The sequence below is a fragment of the Rhizobium sp. SSA_523 genome, assembly GCF_030435705.1.
Classification (GTDB): domain Bacteria; phylum Pseudomonadota; class Alphaproteobacteria; order Rhizobiales; family Rhizobiaceae; genus Neorhizobium.
Map to the genome: position 1 here is coordinate 1,810,302 of NZ_CP129382.1, position 19,246 is coordinate 1,829,547.

The window sequence follows — 19,246 nt, forward strand, 5'->3', positions numbered from 1 at the left end:
TCTTACTCCGCTGCCTGGATCTGCGTGGCGGCACGGTCATCGTTCTGACCGGCCTCGGCCTTTGCCGCGGCCTTCATCGCCCTTCGGGCGGAGAAGGAGGATTGCACCGTTCCGACTATGCCCTTGGGAAGGAACAGAGTGACGCCGATGAAGAGCGCGCCGAGGGCAAAGAGCCAGAGATCGGGAAAGGCACCGGTGAAGAAGCTCTTGCCGCCATTGACGAGAATGGCACCGAGGATCGGGCCGATCAGCGTGCCGCGCCCGCCAACGGCCGTCCAGACGACGACTTCGATGGAATTGGCCGGGGCGAATTCGCCGGGATTGATGATGCCGACCTGCGGCACGAAGAGCGCGCCCGCGACGCCCGCCATCATGGCCGAGACCACGAAGGTGAAGAGCTTGATGTTTTCCACGCGGAAGCCGAGAAAGCGGACGCGGCTTTCGGCATCGCGCACGCCGACCAGCACCTTGCCGAACTTGGAGCGCGTGATGGCCGATGCGAGGATCAGGCACAGCGACAGGCAGCCGGCCGAGAGTGCAAAGAGCACGGCGCGCGTGCCGTCCGCCTGCACCGAAAAACCCAGAATGTCCTTGTAGTCGGTCAGCCCGTTATTGCCGCCAAAGCCCATATCGTTGCGGAAGAAGGCAAGCATCAGAGCATAGGTCATGGCCTGGGTGATGACCGACAGATAGACGCCGTTGACGCGGGAGCGAAAGGCGAACCAGCCGAAGACGAAGGCCAGCAGGCCCGGCACGATCAGCACCATGGCCGCGGCGAACCAGAACATGTCAAAGCCGTGCCAGAACCAGGGCAGTTCCTTCCAGTTCAGGAAGACCATGAAATCCGGCAGGACCGGATTGCCGTAGACGCCGCGCGAGCCGATCTGGCGCATCAGATACATGCCCATGGCATAGCCGCCAAGCGCGAAGAAGGCGCCATGGCCGAGCGAGAGAATGCCGCAATAGCCCCAGACCAGATCCAGCGCCAAGGCCAGGAGCGCATAGCAGAGATATTTGCCCATCAGCGAGACGGCATAGGTCGGAACATGCAGCGCGTGATCCGAAGGCAGGAGCAGATTGCTGGCCGGCACCAGGATGGCGACGGCGAGCAGGATGCCGACCGCCCACAGGATGCGGCCCTCCAGCGCCCTCATGATGAAACTGGTGATCATGCTTCCACCGCCCTTCCCTTCAGCGCGAACAGGCCGCGCGGTCTCTTCTGGATGAAGAGGATGATCAGAACGAGCACGAGAATCTTGCCCAGGACGGCACCGACCGACGGCTCGAGGAATTTGTTGAGAACGCCGAGCGACAGCGCGCCGACCAGCGTGCCCCAGAGATTGCCGACGCCTCCGAAGACCACCACCATGAAACTGTCGATGATGTAGGACTGGCCGAGATTGGGCGAGACATTGTCGATCTGCGAGAGGGCCACGCCGGCAATGCCGGCAATGCCGGAACCGAGCGCGAAGGTGAAGGCGTCGACCCAGGGCGTGCGAATGCCCATCGAGGAGGCCATGCGGCGGTTCTGCGTGACGGCGCGCATCTGCAGGCCGAAGGCCGACCGCTTCATCAGCATCAGAAGGCCGATGAAAATCGTGAGCGAGAAGGCGACGATCCACAGCCGGTTCCAGGTGATCTGCAGGCCGCCGAGCGCAAAGGCGCCGGACATCCAGGAGGGATTGCCGACTTCCTGATTGGTCGGGCCGAAAATCGTGCGGACCGATTGCTGCAGGATCAGCGATATGCCCCAGGTGGCCAGCAAAGTCTCCAGCGGCCGGCCGTAGAGGAAGCGGATGACGCCGCGCTCGATCACCAGCCCGACCGCCGCCGTGACGAGAAAGGCCACGGGCAGCGCGATGGCGAGCGACCAGTCGAACAGCGCCGGCGCCGAGGCCCGGATGACCTCCTGAACCGCGAAGGTGGAATAGGCGCCGAGCATGACCATCTCGCCATGCGCCATGTTGATGATGCCCATCACGCCGAAGGTGATGGCAAGACCGATGGCCGCCAGCAGCAGCACGGAACCCAGCGAAATCCCGTACCAGACATTCTGGCCCATATCCCAGAAGGCGAGCGTGGTATTGATGCGGGCGATCGCGGCATCGACATCGGCTTTCAGCGCCGGATCGAGCGAGGCGGACGACGAGAGAAGGATGCTGATCGCGTCGCGGCCGCCAAGGCTTGCGATCGTCTGGATTGCCGCGCGCTTTTCGTCGAGCGACCGATCGGCGACGAGAACCGAGGCCGCCCTCGCCTCCTCCATCCGCGCCTTCACCCCGGCATCGGTCTCCTTGGCAAGCGCCGCCTCGACGAGGTCGAGATTTTCCGCGCTGGGCGATTTGCGCACCGCATCGGCAGCGGCCAAGCGCACCGCTCTGTCGGGGCTCAGCAGCGTCAATCCGCCGAGCGCGGAGCGGATGACGCGGCGCAGATTATTGTTGATCTTCAGCTTCGTCAGCTGCGCCTTCGGCACTTCGCCGACAGCCGCGCCGGTCACCGGATCGATCAGCGCGACATTGGCGCCAGCCGGCCTGGTGATGAAGACGGCACTGTCGGACTTGCGCAGATAGAGCTCGCCTTCCGCGAAGGCCTCCAGTGCCGGCACGATGCGCGGATCGCCGCTCGCAGCCAGCTGGCCGATCAGCTCTTCCGCCTGTTTGAAATCGGCCTTGCCGAGCTGGTCGATCAAGCCCTTCGGATCGGACTGCGCAAGCGAGGCTGTGGCAATGGAAAGAAGGAAAAAAGCGAGTGTGAAAAGTCGCGCTATCATTGTTGCAGTCCCCCGTCGCCCCAGGAAATCGGCGATTGCGGCGCGCTCCCTCTTCTCCCCAGGGGGAGAAGTGCCGAGCGGATGCGAGGCGATGAGGGGGAGCCGTGAGGCTACGCCTCCCCCTCATCCAGTCCTTCGGACCACCTTCTCCCGATGGGGAGAAGGGGAAGATCAGCTGCCCTTGCCGCCGCACTTGCCGGTGGCGACATTGAAGTTGCCGCACGCCATGGGCTTGCGCCAATCTGAGATCAGATCCTTGGAATCCGGCAGGTAATCCGACCATTCGTCGCCGACCACGGCAGGCGTTTCCTGCACCACTTCGAACTGGCCATCGGCCTGGATCTCGCCGATCAGGACCGGCTTGGTGATGTGGTGGTTCGGCATGACCGTGGATGTGCCGCCCGACAGGTTGGGAACGGAAACGCCGATGATCGAATCGAGCACCTTGTCGGTCTCCGTGGTGCCGGCTGCCTCGACCGCTTTCACCCAGGCGTTGAAGCCGATATAGGCCGCTTCCATCGGGTCGTTCGTCACGCGCTTGTCGTTCTTGGTGAAGGCGTGCCAGGTCTTGATGAATTCGGCATTGGCAGGCGCATCGACGGACTGGAAATAGTTCCAGGCGGCCAGATGGCCGACCAGCGGCCCGGTGTCGAGACCGGCCAGTTCCTCTTCGCCCACCGAGAAGGCGACGACCGGAATGTCTTCGGCCTTGATGCCCTGGTTGGCGAGTTCCTTGTAGAAGGGAACATTGGCATCGCCGTTGATCGTCGAGACCACGGCCGTCTTCTTGCCGGCCGAGCCGAACTTCTTGATGTCAGAGACGATCGTCTGCCAGTCGGAATGACCGAACGGCGTGTAGTTGATCATGATGTCCTCTTCCTTGACGCCCTTGGACATCAGGTAGGCCTTCAGGATCTTGTTGGTGGTCTGCGGATAGACATAGTCGGTGCCGGCGAGAACCCAGCGCTCGACGCTTTCGGTATCCATCAGATAGTCGACAGCCGGGATGGCCTGCTGGTTCGGCGCGGCACCGGTGTAGAAGATATTGCGCGAGGATTCTTCGCCTTCATACTGGACCGGGTAGAAGAGGATGGAATTCAGCTCTTCGAAGACCGGTAGGACGGATTTGCGCGAGGAAGAGGTCCAGCAGCCGAAGACGGCCGCGACCTTGTCCTGGCTGATCAGCTGGCGCGCCTTCTCGGCAAACAGCGGCCAGTCGGATGCGGGATCGACGACCACGGCCTCGATCTTCTTGCCGAGCACACCGCCCTTCTTGTTCTGCTCTTCGACGAGCATCAGCATGGCATCCTTCAGCGTCGTTTCCGAAATCGCCATGGTACCGGAGAGCGAGTGCAGAACGCCGATCTTGATCGTGTCATCGGCGGCAAAGGCGCCGTGAAAGGCAGTCGTGGACAGGATGGCGGCCATTACGGCACCGCCCAGCTTCGTCTTGAAACGCATGGATCGAACCCCTCTTCTTGTTCCTTTGCAACGGGGCTTCAGGCGAGCCAGGAACCGTTGCTGCAGCGACTATGGGTCCCGGCAAGGCGCAACGGCATACGTAAAATGACGTATGCGAGGGGGCGAAAGGGGAAGCATTGCCGGCCGCCGGTCGAAAGGCGGTTCGGAACCGCTTCAGGCGCGTAGGAGTTGCCCGCTCTAAACAGGCCGCCCGGCACGCTGTGCCCGGGACGAGAAGGAAGCGTCATGATCAACGATCTCTGGTACAAGAATGCCGTCATCTACTGCCTGTCGGTGGAAACCTTCCAGGATTCCAACGGCGACGGGGTCGGCGACTTTCCCGGTCTCATGCGGCGGCTCGATTATCTTGCCGGCATGGGCGTCGACGCCATCTGGCTGATGCCCTTCCAGGCCTCTCCGGGTAAGGATGACGGCTATGACGTTTCCAATTACTACGATATCGACCCGCGTTACGGGACGCTTGGCGATTTCGTCGAATTCACCCATGCTGCCGAACAGCGCGGCATCCGCGTCCTCATCGATATCGTCGTCAACCATACCTCCGACCAGCACCCCTGGTTCCAGTCGGCCCGCAGCGATCCGCAATCGCCCTATCGCGACTGGTATGTCTGGTCCGATAGAAAGCCGAAGAATGCCGATGAGGGCCTGATCTTTCCCGGCGTGCAGGAAAGCACCTGGACCTATGACGAGAAGGCGAAGGCGTATTATTTCCATCGGTTCTACAAGTTCCAGCCCGATCTCAACACCGAGAATCCGGAGGTTCGCGCCGAGATCCTGAAGATCATGGGCTTCTGGATCCAGCTCGGCGTGTCAGGCTTCCGCATGGATGCCGTGCCCTTCGTCATTGCCGACAAGGGCGCCGACGAGCAGAAGCCGCAGCAGCAATACGAGCTTCTGCGCTGGTTCCGCGCCTTCCTGCAGTGGCGCAAGGGCGATGCGATCATCCTGGCGGAGGCGAATGTGCCGCCCAAGCAGAACCTTCGCTATTTCGGCGAGGATGGCGACCGCATGCACATGATGTTCAACTTCCAGGTCAACCAGTCGATGTTCTATGCGCTGGCCAGCGGCGATGCCCGCCCGCTTGCCAAGGCGCTCAATGAAACCCGCGAGCGGCCGGAGACGGCGCAATGGGCATCCTTCCTGCGCAATCACGACGAGCTCGATCTCGGCCGGCTGACACAGGCGCAGCGGCAGCTGGTCTTCGACCGCTTCGGCCCGGACAAGGACATGCAATTGTATGACCGCGGCATCCGCCGGCGGCTTGCGCCCATGCTCGGCGGCGACCGCCGCCGGCTCGAACTCGCCTATAGCCTGATGCTGTCCATGCCGGGTACGCCTGTTCTGCGCTATGGCGACGAGATCGGCATGGGCGACGACCTGTCGCTGCCCGAGCGCAATTGCGCCCGCACGCCCATGCAATGGTCGGATGAGCCGCAGGGTGGCTTCAGCTTGAGCGAAAAGACGGTTCTGCCGGTCATTTCGGAGGGGCCATTCGGCTTTTCGCATGTCAATGTCGCCAGCCAGCGGCGCGATCCGGATTCGCTGTTGAACTGGACGGAGCGGATGATCCGCATGCGCCGCGAAGCGCCGGAAATCGGCTGGGGCGCGTTCAGCGTGATCGATACGGGTGAAAAGGGCGTGATCGCCCTTCGCTATGATTGGCGCAACAACTCGGTGCTGCTTCTGCACAATCTCAGCGATTCCGCCCGCAAGATCGAACTGGAGCCGGGCACCGGCGAAACCGGCGGGCGGCTCATCGATCTGGCCGATGGCGGCCACAGCTTTGCCGACGAGAAGGGGCGCCACCTCATCCTGCTCGAACCCTATGGCTACCGGTGGTACCGGGTCGGCGGGCTGGACTATATTCTGCGCCGCACCGACATCTGAGGCGCTGCACGGGCCGACAGACCGGGGCCGCTTCCCGGCCGGAATCCAGCCGGCCAGAGGTCAGCCGGCCAGGCGGTGGCTCGAACAGGGGGCCGCTGCGCCGGGACGCGCGTCGAGCATGGAGGACAGCAGATTGGCAAGCGCCTCCGCTGCATAGGGCTTCGCGACGAAACGGGCGTTTGCGGGCAGATCGTCCTCACCGAGCCTATGCCCGCCGGACGCGATGATCAGCGCCGCCTTGCGATAGGTGCGCGAGACCAGCCGGGCGAGATCGAGCCCGTTCAAGGCGCCCGGCATGTCGATATCGGTAATGACGGCGTCGACGCGGTGGCGGCTCAAGACGCCCACCGCTTCCAGAACGGTGCCGGCCTCCAGCACCTTGTATCCGAGGTCTGCCAGCGCCTCCGCGAGCATCCAGCGAATAAGAAGTTCGTCTTCGACGATGAGAACCGTACGCATATACATTGGCAGTCTCTCCGCTTCGTGGCCTGAAAGATGAACTCTCACGCCCCCGCTTGGATCGCCCCTCGGGAACCAGTATCTGCAAACATGTTTAATAAAATGCGAAAGATCCGGCCAAGCTCTTTCGCGCGCCGCCGGGCAGGCGGCCAAAGCCCCGGACTTTGGCCCTTGCGGCGTTTTTCCGTTGACGGAAGCGAATGGCTTTCCCATCTAGGCCTGAATGGCAAAGATGCAGAAAAACGACGTGGAGCTGATCAGGAGCTGGACCTTGTCAGTCGCGGCCACGCTGGGCTCCGCCGTGCGCGCCAAGGGCATTCTTCAGGAAATACAGGCCCGCCTTCCGGCCACCATCAAGAAATCGCTGACGCTGGCGGGCAATGACCTGACCCTGGTCCTGCCGCAGAGCGAGAAGGCGGCGTTCCAGGCGGCTGTCGCGGTCGTTTCGAAAGTGCTGGACGAGGCCGAGGCGCTGCCGGTCATCCCGCGCGAGATCCAGGACATTCTGGGGATCAAGACCAGCGAACGCCATCGCTGGCTTGCCGATGGCCGCCTGCCGAGCGCAGGCACGCGCACTGTGCGCCTGAACGGGCGCGCAAGGCGGATCACCTTCCATGTCTTCGATCCGAAGGTGGTCGAGGATCTGCTGGACCGGGGGGCTGTCGACGAATGGCGGGTGGAGGATGCGGAGGCGAAAGTGCTGAAGAAGGAGCGCGATGCCGAGCTTCGGCGGATGACCCGCATGCTGAAGCAGACGCGCAAGGCCCGCACCCGGACAGGCAAATCCAGAAATGCGGGAGTAAGCGCCGATCCGGCCGAGGCTCCGGAGGACGAGGCCGGGCTGCGCGGCTGGGACGATTTCGGCAGTGACGGTCTGCTGCGCTAGGCCAGGCTGCTGCGACAAGCCGTTGCGCTAGGACAGGCTGCTGCAGGAAAGACGATCTCGACGTTCCGGCACCAGATGCGGTCCTCTACCGGAATGGCGAGCCTGGCCCTTGCAAATTCTTGCCGAACCCTCGAAAGTGCCGGCAGCGGAATTCAACGAATATTGAGTGCCGCGACAAGGACCCGATCCGGTCGAACTCCGCTCCAGACAACCAGCTTGCACAAAAGGGCAGCAGAGCGCATGGCAGCGCGGCAACGCATCATTCCCGTCCGGCGTGATTATAATCGTTGGGTCGCCAATCAGACGCTGGAAGATTACGCCCTGCGCTTCACCGCCAAAAGCGCCCGGCGCTTTTCCTCCAGCCGCATATCGCAGACCGCGATCGGCGCGATTTCCTTTTTGGCGCTCGAGGCGATCGGCGGCACGATCACCCTCTCCTACGGCACCACAAATGCCTTCTTCGCCATCATCACCGCGGCGCTGGTCATGCTCGTCGTCGGCCTGCCGATCAGCCGCTATGCCATTCGCCATGGCGTGGACATCGATCTCCTGACCCGTGGCGCCAGCTTCGGCTATATCGGCTCGACGATCACCTCGCTGATCTATGCCAGCTTCACCTTCATGCTGTTTGCCATCGAGGCCTCGATCATGACGGCGGCGCTGGAACTGGCCCTCGGCATACCGCCCTGGCTCGGCTACATGATCAGCGCGGTTGTCGTCATTCCGCTGGTGATCTACGGCGTGCAGCTGATCTCGCGCTTCCAGCTGATCACCCAGCCCTTCTGGATCGTGCTCAACGTCCTGCCCTTCCTCTTCATCGCCTTCGTCGATTTCGACAAGTTCGAGCTCTGGCGCAGCTTTGCCGGCATCAACCATTCCAATGCCCATGCCGGCCAGGCGGCCCCGTTCGACATCGTCGAATTCGGCGCCGCCTCCGCCGTCATCCTGGCGCTGATGCCGCAGATCGGCGAACAGGTGGATTTCCTGCGCTTCCTGCCGCCGGAGGGGCAGCGGAAATGGCGTCACCGCCTTGCCGTCTTCCTGGCGGGGCCGGGCTGGGTGGTGGTGGGCGTGCCGAAGCTTCTGGCCGGCTCCTTCCTTGCCGTCCTCGTGCTCTCGACGGGTCTTCCGGCGCGCGAGGCGGCCGATCCTGCACATATGTATCTCACCGCCTTCGGCTACATGATTCCCAACCAGACGGCGGCGCTGCTGTTGATGGCGGCCTTCGTCGTCGTCTCGCAGCTGAAGATCAACGTCATGAACGCCTATGCGGGGTCGCTCGCCTGGTCGAATTTCTTTTCCCGCCTCACCCACAGCCATCCGGGCCGCGTCGTCTGGCTGATCTTCAATGTGGCCATCGCGCTTCTCTTGATGGAACTCGGCATCTATCGCCTGCTGGAGGCGACGCTCAGCATCTTTTCCATCATCGCCATGTCCTGGCTGGCGACGATCTCCGCCGATCTCTTCATCAACAAGCCCCTCGGCCTCTCGCCGCCCGGCATCGAGTTCAAGCGGGCCCATCTTTACGATCTGAACCCTGTCGGGCTCGGCGCCATGGCGGGCTCGGCCGGGATTTCGCTGATGGCCCATGTCGGCATCTTCGGGCCTCTGGCGGCCTCGCTCGCCACGTATCTGACCCTTTCGGCCTTCCTGCTGTCGCCGCTGATCGCCTCCGCCACGCGGGGCCGCTATTATCTTGCCCGCAAGCCGCGGGCCGCCTGGAAGAACCAGACGTCGATCACCTGCTCGATCTGCGAGCATCCTTTCGAGCCGGAAGACATGGCCTGGTGTCCGGCCTATGCGGCCCCGATCTGTTCGCTCTGCTGCTCGCTCGACAGCCGCTGCCATGACATGTGCAAGCCGCAGGCGCAGATGACGGCGCAGATCGGCAGCGTGGCGCGCAGCTTCCTGTCCGACCGCATCATCGACCGGCTGATGACGCGGCTCGGGCGCTATGCGCTGACGGCCCTCCTATCGGTCTCGGTGATCGGCGCGATCCTGGCGCTGATCGCCTATCATGTCGGTCAGGCGGCGCCCGCCAATGCGGCGGTTATCGATCGCACCATCCTCATCGTCTTCTTCGTCTTCGCCATCATTGCCGGCATCGTCTCCTGGTTCTATGTGCTGGCGCATGACAGCCGCGTCGTGGCGGAAGAGGAATCCTCGCGCCAGAACACGCTGCTCCTGAAGGAAATCGCCGCCCACAAGAAAACCGACACCGCCTTGCAGAAGGCGAAGGAGGTTGCCGAAGCCGCCAATCGCGCCAAGAGCCGCTATGTCGTGGGATTGAGCCATGAGCTGCGCACGCCCCTGAATGCGGTTCTCGGCTATGCGCAGATCCTGGAGCGCGACGAGACCATTCCGCCGCCGCGCCAATCGGCCATCAAAGTGATCCGCCGCTCGGCCGACCACCTGTCCGGCCTGATCGACGGCTTGCTCGACATTTCCAAGATCGAGGCCGGCAAGCTGCAGGTCTATTCCAACGAGATCAACATCCATGATTTCCTGGACCAGATCATCGACATGGTCCGCCCGCAGGCCCAGGCCAAGGGGCTCGACTTCATCCACGAGCGGGCCAAGAACCTGCCACATTACGTGCGCAGCGACGAGAAGCGGCTGCGGCAGATCCTGGTCAATCTCCTGTCGAATGCCATCAAGTTCACCGAGGCCGGGCATGTCCGCTTCGCCCTCACCTATCGCAGCCAGGTCGCCACCTTCACCATCGAAGATACCGGCCGCGGCATTGCGGAAAAGGATCTCGGCCGGATTTTCGAACCGTTCCAACGCGGCGATGCAGATCACGTGCGTCCCATGCCGGGCCTTGGCCTGGGCCTGACCATTACCAGACTACTCACCAATACGATGGGCGGCGAAATCTCCGTCTCAAGCCGGAAGGACGAGGGTTCGGTCTTCAAGGTGCGGCTGCTGCTGTCGGCCATCGACCGCACCAGCACCCTGCCGGCAGCGCAAAGGCGCATCGTCGCCTATACCGGCGTCCGGCGCACCCTTGTCGTGGTCGACGACAATGAAGACCATCGCGACCTGATGCGCGAGGTTTTGACCCCGATGGATTTCGTCGTGCTGACGGCAAAGGACGGACCCGACTGCCTGACCCTGATCGAGGGCGTGAAGCCGGACCTCTTCCTCGTCGATATCCGCATGCCCGGCATGAGCGGCTGGCAATTGGTGGAAAGGCTGCGCGCAAGCGGGCAGACGGCGCCCATCCTGATGCTGTCGGCCAATATCGGCGATGGCGCCTCCGCGGCGGGGGCCGGCGACGGACACACCGACATGCTGTCGAAGCCGGTCGACATCCGCCAGCTTTCTGACAAGCTGGCCGTTCATCTCGGCCTTTCCTGGATTCACGAAGGGGAGCGGCAGCCGCCCGTATCGTCTGCGCCGGCCTCGGCAGGGCCTGCCCTTGCCACTCCCGGCGCCCGCCATGTTCAGGATCTGATCGACCTGTGCGAGATCGGCTATATCCGCGGCATCGAGGCCAAGCTGGCGGAGCTGGCGCGCGAGCCGCGAAATGCTGCTTTCGTCGAAGCGGCGGGGCGCTATGTTCAAGCTTTCGACATGACAGGCTATAGGACATTCCTCGAAGGATTCGCGGACAAGAAGAGGACGGCTGACGATGTCTGACCTGGCAAAGCCCCGCGACATCGTGCTTCTGGTGGACGACAGTCCCGAAGCGCTCGGCTTCCTGACCGAAACACTGGAGGCCTCCGGCCTTTCCGTGCTGATCGCAACCTCCGGCCAGTCGGCGCTCAACATCATCGACCGCATCACCCCCGATCTCATCCTGCTGGATGCCGTCATGCCGGCCATGGATGGCTTCGAGACCTGCCGCAGGCTGAAGGCCAATCCCGCCGTCTCCCAGGTTCCGGTGATCTTCATGACCGGGCTGACCGAGACCGCGCACGTGGTGCATGCGCTGGAGTCGGGCGGCGTGGACTACCTGACCAAGCCCATCAATATCGACGAATTGCGCGCCCGCATCCGCGTGCATCTGTCCAATGCCCGCTCGACCCAGAGCGCCCGCGTGGCGCTGGACGCCGCCGGCCGCCATCTTCTGGCCGTCAGAGGCAGCGGCGCCCTGCAATGGTCGACACCGCAGGCGACCCGGCTGATCCACTCTGCCGTCGGCGCCGAGGATGCGCTGGACCAGGTCTCGCGGCAGATCGCCGCCTGGATGGCCGAGCGCGACCGGCCGAACTTTTCCCGCGACGCAGCCTTCGCCTTCACCCGGGACGGGGTGCAGGCGGCGCTGCAATTTTCCTATCTCGGAGCCATCGGCGCCGATGAATATCTTTTCCGCGTCACGGCCGCCGGTGCCCGGGCCGGCGATGCGGCGCTGCGAGAACATTTTTCCCTGACGGCGCGGGAATCCGAAGTCCTGCTGTGGATTGCCAAAGGCAAATCGAACAAGGATATCGGCGATATTCTGGGACTCTCCTCGCGCACGGTCAACAAGCACCTGGAGCAGATCTATGTGAAGCTCGGCGTGGAGAATCGCGCCTCCGCTGCGGTGAAGGCCGCCGCCGTGCTGCACGAGGCATAGTCGCAGAACGCGACAAGGGGAAGCCACGGCCATCCCCCTTTGCACCGATCCGCTCCGGCCCGGCGGACCGCGACCACGCACCATCGAAAGACAGATCATGAATCGCTTTGTCATTCTCTCCGGCTGCTCCGGCGGCGGAAAATCCACCCTTCTCTCGGAATTGCAGCGCCGCGGCTTTCGAACCGTTGCCGAACCGGGACGGCGCATCGTGGCGCAGGAGCAGGCGGCGGGCGGCACGGCGCTGCCTTGGACAGACCTCGCCGCCTTCGCACGGCGTGCGCTTGCGCTTTCCATCGCCGACCGAAAGGGCCTCCCGCCGGACGGTGACTGGACCTTCTTCGACCGCGGCATTATCGACGCCGCCGCCGCCCTGCAGCACGCGACGGGCGATGATTCGGCCCTTGATATCTGCCGGCAATACCCTTCGCATAGTACCGTTTTTCTGACGCCCCCCTGGCCGCAGATCTACGCCGCCGACGAGGAGCGCCGGCATGATCTTGCCGATGCGCTCCTGGAATATGATCGGCTTGTCGATCTCTATCCGCGGCTTGGCTACAGGCTGGCATTCCTTCCGAAAGCCGGTGTGGCGGAGCGCGCCGACTGGCTGCTGGCGCAGCTCGGCTCAATCTCTAGCGCCGGACGTCTTTAGCGTCGGGCGCCTATGGCGTCGGGCGATAACCCGCTCCCACGTTTTCGCACGATGCTCTAACGGCGCGGCATCCCGGCGGCGATGGCCTGGCCGGCCGTAGGCAACGGCTCGCCCCAGGCTGAGATCGGCCGTCCGTCCTTCGTCTGCACCCGTGCATCGTAGAGCGTCAGCGAGGCCTCGTACTGCATCAGGTCCGAGCAGCGTTCAATGATGCCGCCGATATAGGTGATGCAACTGCTGGCATCTCCGGGAACCGAACCGGTTGCCCAGTCACGCACGATTCCATCCGGCCCGACCAGGAAATAGGACAGCCGATTATTGCTCCTGACCGAGGACGTGCCGACCAGCCCGGCGAAATCCGTGCCGGTCTCGGTGCGGGCGGAGGGTGCCATGTGGCGATAGATGGTCATGCCATTGGCCAGCCGCGTGGCGCCGAGCAAGGGGCCGAATGTGGCGCGGTCGCTGCCGGAAAGCCGCTCCAGCGGCGAGGTGCCGATGCTGGCAACCTCCGCATAGGGTCTACCCAATGCATAGCTGGTGAAGGAGCGGTTGGCCGCGGCCTCCGCCTTTTGCGCCACCTGGGAGCAACCGGCCAGCCCGGCCAGGCCGGCCAGCCCGGACAAGAGAAGAATCAGGAAGACAGGCACTCTGATCGACATGGCGCAGCCCCTCAATGAACCCGCCCCCGCGGGCCTTTCCCGATGCGAAACTGCAGGAGTATGGGCTGAATTCACGGGGCTTTGCAACGGCCGATCCTGTCGCAAAAGGCGGGTTTGGAATCCTTGCGAAGGCCATAACCATGCTCGAAAAAAAGAGCCCGGCGCGAACCGGGCTCCCTTGCATGCGGTGATCGAGATCCGAACGGATCTTACATCTGGAAGTAGCTGTACTTGCCGTCGGTACCCTTCTTCCACTCGTACATGACGTAGTCCGGACGGGTGATGTCGCCCTTGGCATCGAAGCCGATATCGCCGATCGCGGTCTTGAACGGACCCTTGGCCTTCATGGCTTCGGCCACGGCCTGCGGATCATTGCTGCCGGCAGCCTTGGCGGCGTCAGCGAAGATCTGCATCGCGGCATAGGAGTAGAGCGTATAGGCTTCCGGCTCGAAGCCGTTCTTGCGGAACTTCTCGACCAGGTCCTTGGCGGACGGGTTGGTGCGCGGATCCGGCGGGAAGGTCATCAGCGTGCCGTTGACGGCGTCGCCGGCAATCGATGCCAGTTCGTTGGAGGTGATGCCGTCGCCGGACATCAGAGGTGCCTTCACGCCCTGGTCGGCCATCTGGCGCATCAGGAGACCGGCTTCGGTATGCAGGCCGCCGAAATAGACGACGCCGACGCCGGCATTCTTCATCTTGGAGATGAGAGCCGAGAAGTCCTTGTCGCCGACGGTGATGCCTTCGTAGATGACTTCCTTGACGCCGAGCTTGTTCATGGCCTTCTTGGTTTCGTCTGCAAGACCCTGACCGTAGGTGGTCTTGTCATGGATGACGGCAACCGGAATGCCCTTGAACTTTTCCGAAATATACTGGCCGGCAACCGCACCCTGCTGGTCGTCACGGCCGCAGGTGCGGAAGGTGTTCCACAGGCCGCGCTCGGTATAGGTCGGGTTGGTCGAAGCCGGCGTGATCTGGACGATGCCGTTTTCCGCATAGACGTCGGAAGCCGGGATCGAGACCGACGAGTTGAAGTGGCCGACCACGAATTTCACGCCGTCCGCCACGAACTTGTTGGCGACGGACACGCCCTGCTTCGGATCCGACACGTCGTCGCCGAGCACGATCTTGATCTGTTCGCCATTGATGCCGCCGGCCGCATTGATATCGGCAGCAGCCTGTTCAGCCCCCTTCTGGAGCTGTGCGCCGAAGGCCGCGTTGGGGCCGGTGAGCGGACCGGCAACGCCGACGAGGATATCGGCCCAGGCAGTACCGCTGAAGGCCATGACGGCGGTCAGCGCGACTGCTGAGAGAAGAGACTTCTTCATAATGTTACTCCCAGTTTTTTGAGCGGGTCGGTATGGAACCGAGCGCAAGACCCACCACCCCTGCGCCGGTAACTCTTCTTGTTCTATGCGCAGTCTGAGGCCGAAAATCTCAGACTGTCAATTCCTCTTCTTCCAGGAAAACGTGCCTGTTCTCTCGTAGAGCCAATAGTAGTTATCGACCATCTGCCGCGTCCGGCGCTGCCGGAAGCCGGCATAGGCGAGGACGGCGAGAAGCACGACATCCAGCAGGTAATAGCCAGGCGCCAGGAAGGGGCCCTGGAACAGGGCGTAATGGAGGAAGCGCATCAGGACGCCGAGCAAGAGCACATAGGCGGCCAGGAGCGGCAGGTCCTTCCAGCTCTCGGCCACGGCGCGGCCGGTGCGCCAGGCCGTCCACAGGCCCAGAAGCAGCACGAGGAAGCGCAGCACGTAGCGCGCGCCGGTATCGGTTTCGAAGAAAAGTCCCTGCATGTCACACTCTCCCTGATGCCGCGCTCAATGCCGTCCGCCTTCGAGGTAGGCGGCCCGCACTTCGGGATTGGCGAGAAGCTCGCGCCCCGAACCGCTCATCGTCACCTTGCCGTTGACCATGACATAGGCGCGGTGCGACAGCTTCAGCGCCGCAAAGGCGTTCTGCTCCACCAGAAACACGGTCAGCCCCTCGGTCTCGTTCAGAACCTTGATGGCTTCGAAGATCTGCTTGACGATCAAAGGTGCGAGGCCGAGCGAAGGCTCGTCCAGCAGAAGCAGCTTCGGCCGCGCCATCAGCGCCCGGCCGATCGACAGCATCTGCTGCTCGCCGCCCGAAAGCGTGCCGCCGCGCTGGCTCTGGCGCTCCTTCAGCCGCGGAAACAGCGTGAAGATCTTTTCGACGTCCTCGTTGAAATATTTCAGATTGTCGAGGCCGGCGCCCATCTGGAGGTTTTCATAGACGGACATGCGCGGGAAGATCCGCCGCCCCTCGGGCGATTGGGCGATGCGGCGGCGGGCAATGAGATGCGTCGGCATCTTGGTGATGTCGGTCCCGTCGAAGACGACGGTGCCGTGGCGAGCCTGCGGGCTGCCGCAGATCGTCATCATCAGCGTCGACTTGCCGGCGCCATTGGCGCCGATGAGGCTGACGATCTCGCCCTTGTTGACATGCACGTCGACGCCCGCCAATGCGCGGATGCTGCCGTAATAGGTTTCGACGCCGCTGACCGTCAGAAGGGCTTCGGCGGTGGGATTAGCGGTGACGGCCATCAGTGCGATCCCCCGTCGAGTTCCTCATGCATGACTACTTCCAGCTCGTCGTCGTCGACGCCCAGATAAGCGGCGATGACCTTGGGATCATTCTTGACGTGATCGGGCGTGCCGTCGGAGATCTTCTGCCCGTATTCGAGGACGATGACGTGATCGGAGATCTCCATCACCACCGACATGTCATGCTCGATCAACAGGATGGATGTGCCGGTCTCGTCGCGAATGCTGTTCAGCATCGTGTTGAGGGCAAGCGATTCCCGCGGATTGAGGCCGGCCGCCGGCTCGTCCAGGCACAGAAGCTCCGGTTCGGTGCACATGGCGCGCGCAATTTCCAGGCGCCGCTGCGCCCCATAGGGCAGATCGCCCGCCGGGTCGTCGGCGCGATCCATCAGATCCGCCTTCACCAGCCATTGCCGGGCAAGCTCGATGGCGGCATCGGCCTCGCGCTTGTAGGAGCCGAGCCCCAGCAGGCCCATCACCGTATAGCCGGACGCCTTCATCAGCTTGTTGTGCTGCGCAACCAGGAGGTTTTCGAGAACCGTCAGGCCGGAAAACAGCCGGATGTTCTGGAAGGTGCGGGCGACCTTCGCCTTCTTGGTGATCTCGAAATCCGAGAGCCGCTCGAGCAGGATCTGCTCGCCGTTCTTCTGGTTGAGCGTGATCATGCCCATGGTCGGCTTGTAGAAGCCGGTGATGCAGTTGAAGACGGTCGTCTTGCCGGCGCCATTGGGACCGATCAGGGCGGTGATATGACCGCGCTTGGCCTCCAGCGACAGATCGTTGATCGCCATCAGCCCGCCAAAGCGCATCGACAGATGCTCGACCTTCAAAATGGTATCGCGTGTCATCGTGGTGTTTCCGGAGGTCATCAGCCGTGACCCTCCTTGGTAAAGCTTCCGGAGACGGCCTTGCGCTCCTTGAGGAAGGCTGTCGGTTCGCGCGAGCCGACGAAGCCGCGCGGCTTGAACAGCATGACGGCAACCATGGCCATGCCGAAGAGCAGCATGCGGTAGAGCTCGGGCGTGAAATCCTCGCCGAAGATATGCTTCAGGAATTCCATCTCACGCAGAAGTTCCGTGCCGCCCACCATCACCACCGCGGCAATGGCGATGCCGGTCAGCGAACCCATGCCGCCCAGCACGACAATGGCCAGGATGACGGCCGATTCCAGGAAGACGAAGCTTTCCGGCGAGACGAAGCCCTGGCGTGCGGCGAAGAAGGACCCGGCAAAGCCGCCGAACATCGCGCCGATGGCAAAGGCCGTCAGCTTGGTCTTGACCGTATCGATGCCGAGCGAGCGGCAGGCGATCTCATCCTCGCGCAGCGCCTCCCAGGCGCGTCCGATCGGCATCCGGCGCAGCTTGATCGTGACATAGGCGGTGATCAGGCAGAGCGCCAGAATGACGTAGAAGAGGAAGATCTTGTAATAGGCCGAGGACATCGGCAGGCTGAAGGCCTTGGCGAAATTGTTGGAGGCGCCGACATCGAAGGACCAGATGCCGAAGATGGAGGCCTTGGCAATGCCGGAAATGCCGGCCGTTCCGCCGGTCACTTCCGACCAGTTCATCAAGACCAGACGGATGATTTCGCCGAAGGCCAGCGTCACGATGGCCAGGTAGTCGCCGCGCAGCCGCAGAACCGGGAAGCCGAGAATAATCCCCCAGAAGGCTGCCAATATGCCCGCCAGCGGCAGAAGCAGCCAGAAGGACAGGCCGAACGTATCCGACAGGAGCGCGTAGGAATAGGCACCCACGGCATAGAAGGCGACGTAGCCGAGGTCCAGCAGGCCGGCCAGGCCGACCACGACATTGAGGCCCCAGGCGAGCATGACATAGATGAGGATCTGGATGCCGAAATTGTCGACGAATTTCAGCGAGCCCTGGACGCCGTAGAGCGAGACGACGATCGGCGGATAGAGCACCAGGGCCAGCATGGCGATCTTCAGGAAATTCCGATGAAAGAAGCCCTTGTCCTCGGAAACTTCGGGAATGCCGGCCTTCGCCTTGGCCAGCTTGCGCCGGTCGAGCTTCGGCTTGATGAAGCCCACCACCGCGAAGCGGCCGACCGCGGCGACGACGACGAAAACGGCCAGGAGACCCCAGCGGGTGCGCCAGACGAGGGCATTGTCGATGTTCTGATAGGTCTCGATGCCGACATAGAGGAGGAACATGCCGAATGCCAGGACGCCGGCAAGCAGTCCCTCTTTCACGGCCCGGGCCATCACGCCCTCAGCCGCATCGTTTCTAGAAATATTCGAATTGGACATGGAGTTACACCTTCTCCACTTCGGGACGCCCGAGAATGCCGGTCGGCTTGAAGATCAAGACGAAGGCAAGAATGGCAAAAGTTGCCACATCCTTGTAGGCGATGGAGAAATAGGCCGACCAGAGCGACTCGATGAGGCCGATCAGAAGACCGCCGAGGACCGCACCCGGCAGCGAGCCGATGCCGCCGAGAACCGCCGCCGTGAAGGCCTTGACGCCGGGGATGAAGCCGTCGGCAAAGGAGGCGACGCCGTAATACATCAGGTACATCGTGCCGGCGACCGCGGCGAGAGCGGCACCCATGATGAAGGTGATGGAAATCGTCCGGTCGACATCGACGCCGAGCAGCGCCGCCATCTTGCGGTCCTGCTCGGTGGCGCGCTGCGCCCGGCCAAGCGGCGTCTTGTTGACGATGTACCAGAAGATGCTCAGCAGCACGGCCGTCACGACGACGATCACCATCTGCTTCAGTGACACGGTGACGGCGCCGAAATGATAGACATCGTTGATCAGCGGCGGGATCGGCTTGTTGCGCGGGCCCTGCGTGACCTGGATGAAGTTCGACAGGACGATCGACATGCCGATGGCTGTGATCAGCGGCGCAAGCCTGAAGGAACCGCGCAGCGGCCGGTAGGCAACCCGCTCGATCGTCCAGTTCCACAGGCTTGTGACCAGCATGGCAACCACCATCATGATCAGAAGCGCCAGCGCAACCGGCACGCCGGCGACAAAGGAGGTCAGGACAAGAAAGGCGATCAGGGCTGCAAAGCCACCCAGCATGAAAATGTCGCCATGGGCGAAATTGATCATGCCGATAATGCCGTAGACCATCGTATAGCCGATTGCGATCAAGCCATAGATGGATCCAAGAGTCAGCCCGTTCAGGAGCTGCTGGATGAAATACTCCATTCAATTTTCCCCCGGGCACAATTCGCAGGTAGAGCGGTCGCGCCTCTTGTATGTTTGGCCCTTACGGGTTCTTCGCTTTTATAAATTTCATACTGCTTTCGCAAAAAAAGGAAAGTCAGAATTCTGCCCTGCGGCCAATTACCCCCAGCC

Annotated in this window: 16 protein-coding genes; 5 read left to right on the forward strand and 11 right to left on the reverse strand. The window is 62.7% G+C overall.

Translation table 11 applies throughout. The annotated features are described in order from the left end of the window. Positions 1-2: 2 nt before the first annotated feature. The 3 genes from urtC to urtA form a co-directional block, all read right to left on the reverse strand. Positions 3-1,172, reverse strand: a complete 1,170-nt coding sequence (gene urtC, locus QTJ18_RS17055) for an urea ABC transporter permease subunit UrtC (RefSeq protein WP_252752826.1) — start codon at positions 1,170-1,172, stop codon at positions 3-5. Beyond that, positions 1,169-2,773 (reverse strand): urea ABC transporter permease subunit UrtB, encoded by a 1,605-nt coding sequence (urtB, locus tag QTJ18_RS17060; RefSeq protein WP_252752825.1) that lies wholly within the window; start codon positions 2,771-2,773, stop codon positions 1,169-1,171. Before urtB ends, urtC begins: the two co-directional genes overlap by 4 nt. Before the next feature lie 171 nt (positions 2,774-2,944). Then, positions 2,945-4,234 carry an urea ABC transporter substrate-binding protein gene (gene urtA, locus QTJ18_RS17065; RefSeq protein WP_252752824.1) on the reverse strand — a complete coding sequence of 430 codons (1,290 nt, stop codon included), beginning with the start codon at positions 4,232-4,234 and terminating at the stop codon, positions 2,945-2,947. Between the two features lie 246 nt (positions 4,235-4,480). Here urtA and QTJ18_RS17070 point away from each other — a divergent pair, with 246 nt between their 5' ends. Continuing rightward, positions 4,481-6,142, forward strand: a complete 1,662-nt coding sequence (locus tag QTJ18_RS17070) for an alpha-amylase family protein (protein ID WP_252752823.1) — start codon at positions 4,481-4,483, stop codon at positions 6,140-6,142. Between the two features lie 60 nt (positions 6,143-6,202). Here QTJ18_RS17070 and QTJ18_RS17075 read toward each other — a convergent pair whose 3' ends face one another. Then, a complete protein-coding gene (locus tag QTJ18_RS17075; RefSeq protein ID WP_252752822.1) occupies positions 6,203-6,607 on the reverse strand; it encodes a response regulator in 405 nt (134 codons plus the stop codon). A gap of 217 nt (positions 6,608-6,824) precedes the next feature. On the opposite strand from QTJ18_RS17075, the gene QTJ18_RS17080 reads away from it, so the two are divergent. The 4 genes from QTJ18_RS17080 (at position 6,825) to QTJ18_RS17095 (ending at position 12,697) form a co-directional block, all read left to right on the forward strand. Continuing rightward, entirely contained in the window at positions 6,825-7,487 is a 663-nt protein-coding gene (locus tag QTJ18_RS17080; protein WP_252752821.1) for a hypothetical protein, read from the forward strand. Positions 7,488-7,727: 240 nt separating this feature from the next. Then, on the forward strand, positions 7,728-11,129 hold the full coding sequence (locus QTJ18_RS17085) for a hybrid sensor histidine kinase/response regulator (protein WP_252752820.1): 3,402 nt from the start codon (positions 7,728-7,730) through the stop codon (positions 11,127-11,129). After that, positions 11,122-12,048: a response regulator transcription factor gene (locus QTJ18_RS17090; RefSeq protein WP_252752819.1), complete on the forward strand. Its 927-nt coding sequence runs from the start codon at positions 11,122-11,124 to the stop codon at positions 12,046-12,048. Before QTJ18_RS17085 ends, QTJ18_RS17090 begins: the two co-directional genes overlap by 8 nt. A 97-nt stretch (positions 12,049-12,145) precedes the next feature. Continuing rightward, complete coding sequence (locus QTJ18_RS17095) at positions 12,146-12,697, forward strand: AAA family ATPase (protein ID WP_252752818.1); 552 nt, start codon at positions 12,146-12,148, stop codon at positions 12,695-12,697. 56 nt (positions 12,698-12,753) lie between these two features. Here QTJ18_RS17095 and QTJ18_RS17100 read toward each other — a convergent pair whose 3' ends face one another. The 7 genes from QTJ18_RS17100 to QTJ18_RS17130 all read right to left on the reverse strand — a co-directional run bounded on the left by QTJ18_RS17100 (position 12,754) and on the right by QTJ18_RS17130 (position 19,096). Next, positions 12,754-13,356, reverse strand: a complete 603-nt coding sequence (locus QTJ18_RS17100; protein ID WP_252752817.1) for a hypothetical protein — start codon at positions 13,354-13,356, stop codon at positions 12,754-12,756. 209 nt (positions 13,357-13,565) lie between these two features. After that, positions 13,566-14,681 carry a branched-chain amino acid ABC transporter substrate-binding protein gene (locus tag QTJ18_RS17105; RefSeq protein WP_252752816.1) on the reverse strand — a complete coding sequence of 372 codons (1,116 nt, stop codon included), beginning with the start codon at positions 14,679-14,681 and terminating at the stop codon, positions 13,566-13,568. 117 nt (positions 14,682-14,798) lie between these two features. Beyond that, the gene (locus QTJ18_RS17110; RefSeq protein WP_252752815.1) at positions 14,799-15,152 is read right to left on the reverse strand and encodes a DUF6867 family protein; all 354 of its coding nucleotides are present in this window, start codon (positions 15,150-15,152) and stop codon (positions 14,799-14,801) included. Between the two features lie 24 nt (positions 15,153-15,176). Continuing rightward, a complete protein-coding gene (locus QTJ18_RS17115) occupies positions 15,177-15,923 on the reverse strand; it encodes an ABC transporter ATP-binding protein (RefSeq protein WP_252752814.1) in 747 nt (248 codons plus the stop codon). Then, entirely contained in the window at positions 15,923-16,792 is an 870-nt protein-coding gene (locus QTJ18_RS17120) for an ABC transporter ATP-binding protein (protein ID WP_252752813.1), read from the reverse strand. The genes QTJ18_RS17115 and QTJ18_RS17120 overlap by 1 nt, the downstream gene beginning before the upstream one ends. After that, the gene (gene livM / locus QTJ18_RS17125; RefSeq protein ID WP_489667206.1) at positions 16,792-18,144 is read right to left on the reverse strand and encodes a high-affinity branched-chain amino acid ABC transporter permease LivM; all 1,353 of its coding nucleotides are present in this window, start codon (positions 18,142-18,144) and stop codon (positions 16,792-16,794) included. The genes QTJ18_RS17120 and livM overlap by 1 nt, the downstream gene beginning before the upstream one ends. A 49-nt stretch (positions 18,145-18,193) precedes the next feature. Beyond that, the gene (locus QTJ18_RS17130) at positions 18,194-19,096 is read right to left on the reverse strand and encodes a branched-chain amino acid ABC transporter permease (protein WP_252752811.1); all 903 of its coding nucleotides are present in this window, start codon (positions 19,094-19,096) and stop codon (positions 18,194-18,196) included. Positions 19,097-19,246: the final 150 nt, after the last annotated feature.